We start from the raw sequence: 3,642 nt of genomic DNA, 5'->3' as shown, positions 1-3,642 counted from the left end.
GGCCGGGACACAGGTGCTGCATGGCTGTCGTCAGCTCGTGTCGTGAGATGTTGGGTTAAGTCCCGCAACGAGCGCAACCCTCATCTGCAGTTGCCAGCGGTTTGGCCGGGCACTCTGCAGAAACTGCCGGTGACAAGCCGGAGGAAGGCGGGGATGACGTCAAGTCCTCATGGCCCTTATGGGCTGGGCTACACACGTGCTACAATGGCGGTGACAGAGGGCGGCAAAGGGGCGACCCTGCGCCAATCTCGAAAAACCGTCTCAGTTCGGATTGCTCTCTGCAACTCGAGAGCATGAAGCTGGAATCGCTAGTGATCGCGGATCAGCACGCCGCGGTGAATACGTTCCCGGGCCTTGTACACACCGCCCGTCACACCATGGGAGTTTGTTGCACCAGAAGTAGGTAGTCTAACCGTAAGGAGGACGCTTACCACGGTGTGGCCGATGACTGGGGTGAAGTCGTAACAAGGTAGCCGTAGGGGAACCTGCGGCTGGATCACCTCCTTAACGAAAGATTGACGATTGGTAAGAATCCACAACAAGTTGTTCTTCATTGATGTATCTGAGGGTCTGTAGCTCAGTTGGTTAGAGCACACGCTTGATAAGCGTGGGGTCACAAGTTCAAGTCTTGTCAGACCCACCAAGTCTACTGATTGAGTTTGAATGAATTTGAAGTTCAAATTACAGAAGAGCAGATATATTAAGATCTTAAGCTGGGGACTTAGCTTAGTTGGTAGAGCGCCTGCTTTGCACGCAGGAGGTCAACGGTTCGACTCCGTTAGTCTCCACCACTAATTAAAGACTAAGTGATTACAGAACTTAGTAAGCCGATAGCTTATTAAGTTCTGTGATTTATCACAGTTAACTACTCGCTGACGAGGCGGTAGTGAATCATTAACAGAATATATTTGAGTTGAAATAATTGTTTAAACTCGTTTTAGTTGATGTTAGCAAGTAATTGTTAATGTTGAGTGAAATGAGCACTAGCGATAAAACTGAATCAAGCGTTTTGGTATATGAATTAAATTGAAGCTGTATGGTGATTAAGTTCACAGGCAACAAATAGAAGTGATTAAGTTCACATTGTTGATCCTCCTTGTAGGGATTAACGACTGTTTGGGGTTGTATAGTCAAGTAATTAAGTGCATGTGGTGGATGCCTTGGCAGTCAGAGGCGATGAAAGACGTAATAGCCTGCGATAAGCTTCGGGGAGGCGGCAAATATCCTGTGATCCGGAGATTTCTGAATGGGGAAACCCACTTACCATAAGGTAGGTATCGCATGATGAATACATAGTCATGCGAGGCGAACGAGGGGAAGTGAAACATCTCAGTACCCTTAGGAAAAGAAATCAATTGAGATTCCCTCAGTAGCGGCGAGCGAACGGGGATCAGCCCATTAAGTTATATGTGTTTTAGCGGAAAGCTCTGGGAAGTGCTACCGTAGAGGGTGATAGTCCCGTACACGAAAGGGCACATATAATGATGACGAGTAGGGCGAGGCACGTGAAACCTTGTCTGAATATGGGGGGACCATCCTCCAAGGCTAAATACTCCTGACTGACCGATAGTGAACCAGTACCGTGAGGGAAAGGCGAAAAGAACCCCTGTGAGGGGAGTGAAATAGATCCTGAAACCGCATGCATACAAGCAGTGGGAGCCGACTTGTTCGGTGACTGCGTACCTTTTGTATAATGGGTCAGCGACTTATATTCAGTAGCAAGGTTAACCGAATAGGGGAGCCGTAGAGAAATCGAGTCTTAATAGGGCGTTTAGTTGCTGGGTATAGACCCGAAACCGGGTGATCTATCCATGAGCAGGTTGAAGGTTGGGTAACACTAACTGGAGGACCGAACCCACTGTCGTTGAAAAGCCAGGGGATGACTTGTGGATAGGGGTGAAAGGCTAATCAAACTCGGTGATAGCTGGTTCTCCCCGAAAGCTATTTAGGTAGCGCCTCGGACGAATACCATAGGGGGTAGAGCACTGTTTCGGCTAGGGGGTCATCCCGACTTACCAAACCGATGCAAACTCCGAATACCTATGAGTACTATCCGGGAGACAGACTGCGGGTGCTAACGTCCGTAGTCAAGAGGAAAACAATCCAGACCGCCAGCTAAGGCCCCCAAATTATAGTTAAGTGGGAAACGATGTGGGAAGGCATAGACAGCTAGGAGGTTGGCTTAGAAGCAGCCACCCTTTAAAGAAAGCGTAATAGCTCACTAGTCGAGTCGGCCTGCGCGGAAGATGTAACGGGGCTAAAACTATATGCCGAAGCTGCGGATGTATACTATGTATACGTGGTAGGGGAGCGTTCTGTAAGCCGATGAAGGTGTATTGAGAAGTATGCTGGAGGTATCAGAAGTGCGAATGCTGACGTGAGTAACGACAAAACGGGTGAAAAACCCGTTCGCTGAAAGACCAAGGGTTCCAGTCCAACGTTAATCGGGGCTGGGTGAGTCGACCCCTAAGGCGAGGCCGAGAGGCGTAGTCGATGGGAAATTGGTTAATATTCCAATACTTCTGTGTAATGCGATGAGAGGACGGAGAAAGTTAAGTCAGCCTGGCGTTGGTTGTCCAGGTGAAAGGCAGTAGGCATGCATCTTAGGCAAATCCGGGGTGCTCTATGCTGAGAGCTGATAGCAAGCTAGTTTACTAGCGAAGTGGCTGATACTATGCTTCCAGGAAAAGTCTCTAAGCTTCAGTTACACAGGAATCGTACCCTAAACCGACACAGGTGGTCAGGTCGAGTAGACCAAAGCGCTTGAGAGAACTCTGCTGAAGGAACTAGGCAAAATGGTACCGTAACTTCGGGAGAAGGTACGCTGCTGACGGTGATAGGACTTGCTCCTTGAGCTATTGGCAGCCACAGAAACCAGGCCCCTGCAACTGTTTATTAAAAACATAGCACTCTGCAAACACGAAAGTGGACGTATAGGGTGTGATGCCTGCCCGGTGCTGGAAGGTTAATTGATGGGGTTAGCGTAAGCGAAGCTCTTGATCGAAGCCCCAGTAAACGGCGGCCGTAACTATAACGGTCCTAAGGTAGCGAAATTCCTTGTCGGGTAAGTTCCGACCTGCACGAATGGCATAATGATGGGGGCGCTGTCTCCAGCAGAGGCTCAGTGAAATCGAAATCGCCGTGAAGATGCGGTGTACCCGCGGCTAGACGGAAAGACCCCGTGAACCTTTACTGCAGCTTGACATTGAACTTTGATCTTACTTGTGTAGGATAGGTGGGAGGCTTTGAAGTAGTGACGCCAGTTGCTATGGAGCCATCCTTGAAATACCACCCTGGTAATATTGAGGTTCTAACTCTGTCCCGTTATCCGGGACGAGGACCATGTCTGGTGGGTAGTTTGACTGGGGCGGTCTCCTCCTAAAGAGTAACGGAGGAGTACGAAGGTGCGCTCAGCGTGGTCGGAAATCACGCGTAGAGTATAAAGGCAAAAGCGCGCTTAACTGCGAGACCCACAAGTCGAGCAGGTACGAAAGTAGGTCTTAGTGATCCGGTGGTTCTGTATGGAAGGGCCATCGCTCAACGGATAAAAGGTACTCTGGGGATAACAGGCTGATACCGCCCAAGAGTTCATATCGACGGCGGTGTTTGGCACCTCGATGTCGGCTCATCTCATCCTGGGGC

2 tRNA genes and 2 rRNA genes are annotated in these 3,642 nt (G+C 49.6%); all 4 read left to right on the top strand.

What is annotated here, in order from left to right:
* A 16S ribosomal RNA gene (locus VGM55_RS24255) occupies nt 1-507 on the top strand; the annotation flags it as partial.
* Between the two features lie 59 nt (nt 508-566).
* A tRNA-Ile gene (locus VGM55_RS24250) sits at nt 567-643 on the top strand.
* Nucleotides 644-715: 72 nt separating this feature from the next.
* A tRNA-Ala gene (locus VGM55_RS24245) sits at nt 716-791 on the top strand.
* 337 nt (nt 792-1,128) lie between these two features.
* A 23S ribosomal RNA gene (locus VGM55_RS24240) occupies nt 1,129-3,642 on the top strand; the annotation flags it as partial.

This window comes from Cedecea sp. (assembly GCF_036500665.1).
GTDB lineage: Bacteria > Pseudomonadota > Gammaproteobacteria > Enterobacterales > Enterobacteriaceae > Cedecea.
This window is presented reverse-complemented; position numbering and strand designations above follow the sequence as displayed.